3 protein-coding genes are annotated in these 6,495 nt (G+C 37.4%); 2 read left to right on the top strand and 1 reads right to left on the bottom strand.

All coding sequences use genetic code 11. The features are described from left to right. Positions 1–2,205, top strand: a 2,205-nt coding sequence (locus ABCW47_RS15045; RefSeq protein WP_343210760.1) for a hypothetical protein, incomplete at its 5' end; no start/stop codon positions are given. A 522-nt stretch (positions 2,206–2,727) separates the two neighbouring features. Further along, entirely contained in the window at positions 2,728–3,999 is a 1,272-nt protein-coding gene (locus tag ABCW47_RS15050; protein ID WP_425516093.1) for an ATP-binding protein, read from the top strand. A gap of 189 nt (positions 4,000–4,188) precedes the next feature. Here the strand turns inward: ABCW47_RS15050 and ABCW47_RS15055 are convergent. Continuing rightward, positions 4,189–6,495, bottom strand: a 2,307-nt coding sequence (locus ABCW47_RS15055) for a hypothetical protein (protein WP_343210762.1), incomplete at its 5' end; no start/stop codon positions are given.

Genomic DNA, 6,495 nt, shown 5'->3' on the forward strand with positions numbered 1-6,495 from the left:
ACTATCAAGAGAGGCTCTGCAAATGTTTCTATCGCAGAAAAATCTGTATCTGACGATAAGACAAAAGTAGTATTTACAACAGCTGGTTCAATCGTAGCTGGTGAGTATACTATTGCCTTTGGCGATAAGACGGCTACCTTTACTGGTGTGGAAAACAAGCTTACTTCTATTGAAATTTCATCAGACAAATTAGTTTTAAATAAAACTAATCCAGCTGATGCTAATGAGGCTACTGTAGGTTATAAAGCTTTGAATCAGTTTGGTGAGGATATTTCTGCTATTATTTCTCTTACTGGTAATGCATCCTTCGGTACATCCTTAAGTCTTACAAAAGGTACAGCAAAAATAACTTTTGCAACAGGTGACGTTAACGCGTCTATGATGAATACAAGTTATGTTGTTTCCTTAGTTGTGTATGACACAACAACTGGTATCAGTACTTCTGCTAACTTGACTTTATCCAACGCTTCAGTTCCTTATGAAGTAGAGACTCAGGGTGTTTACAATGAGGATGGTAAAGCTTTAACTGCTACTTCTATCGGCGGCAAAGATGAATTCTTCTTCCTGTTCCGTGTGAAGGATCAATATGGTAATTATCTTACCTCTACTGATAAAGTTAAAATTGGCGACAACTTATATGTTAGCTTTAGTGGTGGATTAACAAACCTTAATATGAATACCAAGACTCTTACAACCAAAAAAGTTGATGGAATAACCTATTTTGCCTCTCAACTTGATGTAGTAGATCAGAAAACCGCTTCTGCAGGTACTGCAACCGCTATTATCATTCCGGTTGGTAGTGGAAAATCTGTAACTACTGCTATTGAGGTAGGTGCTGGAACTACAGTTGCCACCATCAATGTAACTGCTCCTGCTAATGTAAAAGCTGGCGATTCAGCAGTTGAGTTTGCTTATTCTGCATATGATGCAGAGGGTAATGCTGTTACAGATATAGCATCTCTTAATAAAATTACAATGGGTGAACAGTTTAGTTTTGTGAAAACAGACGGTGAGATCAAATTATATTATGACGCTTCAAAACAAAATGCTAATGATTATAAAACTGAGGCCTTTGTAACTCCTACTTTTAAGACTACATTAGTATCCTTTACAATCAAGGCTGCGAGCCGCCCGGATCAAATTGTAGGCCTGTTAGATACAGATGGTAAAACTGCTCTTGCTACAGCAACTCAGGTTGAGGGTAAAGATATTGAACTAGCAAAATCAACCTTTAAAATTGTTGATCAGTATGGTGATGTAATGAAAGATGGTCTTGGAAAAGATCATGCTGTTAAAGTAACTGCAGACACTGGTGATACTTTTACAGCGACAATTGGTGGTGCCCCCTATGCCGACAAGAATAATATAATTGCTGCTAACTCACTTAAATTAGCTCCTGGTAAAGCAAAAGGTTCTCAGACCTATACATTTTCCATTGTTAATCAAGATGGTTCGGATCTTACAGAGAACAATGGTACCAAAAATATAACTGCAGGAAGTTCTTACGCAGTAACATTTACAGTAGTTGCAAGTTCACAGTTCAAATCCTATGAAGTAAGTGTAGCTGATGCCATTTATGCGGGTATAGAAAAGGCTGGAACACCTGTAACTTATCAGAGTGATGTAACTGTATATGGTGTTGTTAATAGCAGTACTAAGGTAAAATTGACACCTGTTACAGACTATAATTTCGCTACAGGCAGTAAAGTTAGCGAAGTTGCAAATAGTGCTGCAGACGGGAAATTGAAATTACAGTCAGGAATTACCGCTGAAGATAAAGCTTTTGACTCTGTTGATACAGTCGAAGGTTCCTTTACAATTACTATGACTGATGGTACAGAAATTGTTACAAAAGTTAATGTATCTAAAAAAGCACCTTCTGTTGCATCCTTGAACCTTGTTGATGAGAACGCAAAGAGTATTAGTGCTGGTACTTCCTTGGTATATACTGATTTATTAGAGGCTATCAAAGGTAAAGACAACTATGGCTTTAAAGTAGAATATAAAACAGACGGCTTAAAATTTGTAGATGATAAAGCTGCCACCGTTAGAATGACTATTACGAATGTCGATAGTGCTAAGGGAAAAGTAACAGGTAATGGTTTAGACAAACCTGTATTTACGGATTTTGTTACAGGTGATTCCTTTACCGTAACCTTTAATTCTGGCAGTGCAACATTCTCTACTATTGTTAATATTAAATAATTATTTTTTTAATAGTTGATAATAAAATACAAAGTAGATAGCAATGTTCATATGTTAATATCGCTTTAGAACATGGTCTTTAAAGAAAAGAGGTTGGAGATTTTATTCTTCAACCTCTTTTCTTGCATATAGAAAAAGATGGGGCTGTTACTTTTTTGTATGGAACAGGGGCTGTTCACTAATTTCTTGATATGCTCTCTTATAGGTAGACAAGTGAAATGACAAAAACTAGTCACTTAGAAGGGAGCAAATTTTATGTCTGAAAAAGTAAAAGAACTATTACCAGAACAAGTTGATTTTCTATTGGATTATTTTGCCTGAGCGGCATGATATATGCCGCCAGGTGGACGGAGCATAGATCGTTTGAGCGAAGTCAAACGAAGTGGGACCCGTCAAAGCGATTTGTGGACTATAATAAACTTGAATGCATACGAATGTTATGATAAAATAAAATTATATTTTAGATTTGCATAAACACATCATTAAAAAGAAATACTATAAATGAAATGATTCAAGAATGGAGTGATAAGTTTGTATTATGAAAGAACAATTAAAAACACTATTCTTTCAATCAGCAATACGTATCCTGTCTTATTAGTAACGGGGCCCCGACAGGTTGGTAAAACTACGCTGTTGACCAGGCTTGCTGATGAGTCAAGAAAAATAGTGACGTTAGATAATCCCACTGTTCGAGCGTTGGCAAAAACCGATCCGGCTTTATTTCTCCAAAGATATGCTCCGCCTGTTCTGATTGATGAAGTCCAATATGCACCAGAGCTTTTTGATTATATCAAGATTTATGTAGATGAGCATAAGCGGTGCGGCGACTTTTGGTTAACTGGATCACAGACATTTCATGTAATGAAAAGTGTGACAGAATCTTTGGCAGGCAGAGTAGGAATTGCACACATGCTGGGGTTATCAAATAGTGAAATCACAAGGCATCATTTTTCTCCCTTTATTACCAATCCGGAAGAATTGATGGAGAGGATGAAGACTACAGATCCTATGACTTTGACACAGATTTTTGATCGTATCTACAAAGGATCTATGCCCCGGCTTTACGAACGGGATGATGTGGACCGGGATAATTATTATGAATCCTATCTGGAAACCTATATTAGCCGGGATATCAGAGATTTGACACAGGTTGCCGATGAACTTTCTTTTTTGAAGTTTATTAATATTGTAGCTGCAAGAACAGCAACAAATGTTAATTATGAGACGCTGGCCAGTGAGACGGGGATATCGGCTCCGACAGCAAAACAATGGTTGTCGATTCTGGTGTCCTCCGGCCTGGTGACTCTGATAGAAGCGTATTCAAACAATGCATTAAAAAGAGTCATTAAATCTCCACGTATGTATTTTCTCGATACTGGACTCTGCGCTTATCTGACCCGATGGAATTCGGCGGAAGCTTTGGAACGGGGGGCTATGGATGGCCAATTTTTTGAAAGTTGGGTTGTATCGGAAATTTATAAGAGCTATCTGAATAATGGGAAACGGCCGCCGCTATATTTTTACCGTGACAGCAATAAGAAAGAGATTGATGTGATAATTCATCAGAATAATACGGTATATCCAATAGAGATAAAAAAGGGATCTTATCCCAAAGATGCCATAAAAAATTTTTCGGTGTTAAAACCAATTACGCAGGAACCATCAGAAGAAGATGTGTTTGCTGGTACTGCTCATTTGAAGACAGCTATTGGAATCGGCGCTGTTGTCTGTCTGGCGTCAGACATTATGCCGATTGATAAGAAAAATTGGTATGTGCCGGCGTGGCTGATTTAAATCACAGGAGATTTTTTTCTGTAAGCTAAAGCGATGCTGACTCACCTGCATAGCAGGTGGTTTATTTGTTTTCAAAGTTTAGTTTTTCGTATCTCGAAAAACTAAACTTTGAAAACAGGCCTTTGCCCAACAACTAAAAAACGGAGACCAAATTGGTCTCCGTTTTATTACTATATAACAATATTATAATTACTGAATAGTAACAGCTGTGCTAAAGGAAACATCAGCAGTCTTAAATGTTACAGTAAAGGTATCATTTGTTGCAAAGTTTACAAATGTAATACCCTCGGAACCATTTTTGGTTACATCAGGAATTGCAGTTGGGTCAACAGCATTATCTGTAATTTCAGAAACAATAATACGTAAGCCGTAATCACCTACACCACTTGTCAATCCAACAGTACCATCTGTAGCACCAGTTAACGTAAAACCATAAGAATCCTTAATAGTAAGCTTATCTAAAAGATCAGTCTTAGCATTAACACTAGAAGTAGCAACAATAGAAGTCTTGTTGTCTTTTAACACAATAGAAGCTACCTTCGGAGCTGCATTGGAGATATTAACTTTCGTTTCTACCTGTGTGCCATCATTCATAGTAACTGTAAAGGAACCCTCAACAGTTGAAGACGTCTTAAAGATCTCGGCATCCTTGGCAATTCCAGATTTAATAGTAATATTACCAACTGCGTCCTTTGCTGCTGCTTCAATTTTTGATCCAACAGAGAAATTATAATCTTTTTCTGCTGTTAACAATACCTTCTGACTACTATTAACAACGCCGTATACCTTAACAGAAGGTCTATAACCTGCTAAAGCATCATCGCTAGAACCAGAATAGATTGTCTCAGGTACACTTACTTCATAAGACTTAAACTGAGATTTTTCTACAACGCTGAATGTTTCTGTGTACGCACTTATAGAAGTAACATCAACATTCTTAGATGTTTTGTAAACTTTACCAATATTACCAGTAGTATTATCTACAATATAGAATGTAATTGACACTGAACCTTTCTTAGCTGCTGTTATTGCATCGCCACTTGTAATTACTTTATCAGCAACTACTGCAGTGCTGCTAGGAGCCGTAGCATTTAGAACATCACCTGTAAATACATCAGCTTCGTCAGCTACTGCATATACAGCAAATTTTGAGGTGTCAATTTTAATTTTGTCACCATACTGATCAACCACATCAAAGTTTTTAGCATCAAATGGAATTGTAGGCTGTGTAGCACCAGCACCAGTAGCTAAAATTACAGAAGTAGCTAACTTATTTCCAGTTCCATCATTTATGCCAATGATCTGATAAGGAATAGCCTCATCCTTGATAGTAAATGTTACAAGAGATGTCTTTAAAGTACCTGGAGTAACAAAAGCTTCTGTTATATAGGCACCTGATTTTAAGGCTTCACTTCCAGCAACAGCATTTACATTATAATACAGTTTAACTTTACTTCCTTCTTTTACCCAGCTGAATCTATTTCCTTTCTGAACCTGCTTCAGTGAATTCAGGTTAGTAACTTCGTTACCCTGAGCATCATATGCAGTATAAGAAAATTCAACTTGGCCAGCACCCTCTTTAACATTAGCGGGAGCAGTTACATTGATGGTGGCAACTGTCGATCCAGCGCCCACTTCAATAGCGGTATTTAGTGATTTTCCACTACCTACAGGAATAATGATAATATTAGCGGTACCACTAGATGCAGTTTTTGTAGCCTGTACATCAATAACTACAGCAAAATATTGAACTCCATCTACTTTTTTGGTTTCTACTTTTACATTATCACCACCAACTGTGGTATTGGTCAACCCAGCACTATAGTTAATATAAAGATTTACAGCTTTATTATTAGGATTTGGAGTTGGAACTTTATTTACTACAAGTTTATTTTTGTCAGTGATATAATTACCATACTGATCTTTCACACGGAATAAGAAATAAAATGTATCTTTACCACCTAAAGAAGTAGCAGTTAAAGCTTTACCATCCTCATTGTAAACACCCTGAGCCTCGATCTCATAAGGAACAGCCATGTTAGACAGAGTAACGGTAGCAGAAGTACTGATACCAGTCGTTGTGTCATATATAGCGATTGATACCGGCATATTTAAGGATGCTGCAGTCAGAGAACCATCTGTAATAGTAATAGTAGCTGTACCTTTCGCCAAAGTAACACTACCAAGGGAAGAACTGCCAGATAAGGAAACCATAGCAGAAATATCTTCACCAAAAGCATTTAATGCTTTATAACTTACAGTAGCGCTCTGTCCCGACTCAGTAACATTTGCTTTAGTTAAAACAGCATTAGTACCAGTGATCTCGATAGAAGCAAGCTTGTTTTCTACACCAGTAAAGGTAGCCGTCTTATCACCGAAAGTAACAGTATATTCAGCTGCAACAATAGAACCTGCGGCTGTCAGAACAGCTTTAGTGCCATCGTCAGAAACCTTCTTATCAGAAATTGAGATGGTAGACGCACCACGTTTCACAAC

Origin of the sequence: Anaerolentibacter hominis (assembly GCF_032380675.1) — a bacterium.
Taxonomy (GTDB): Bacteria; Bacillota; Clostridia; order Lachnospirales; family Lachnospiraceae; genus Anaerolentibacter; species Anaerolentibacter hominis.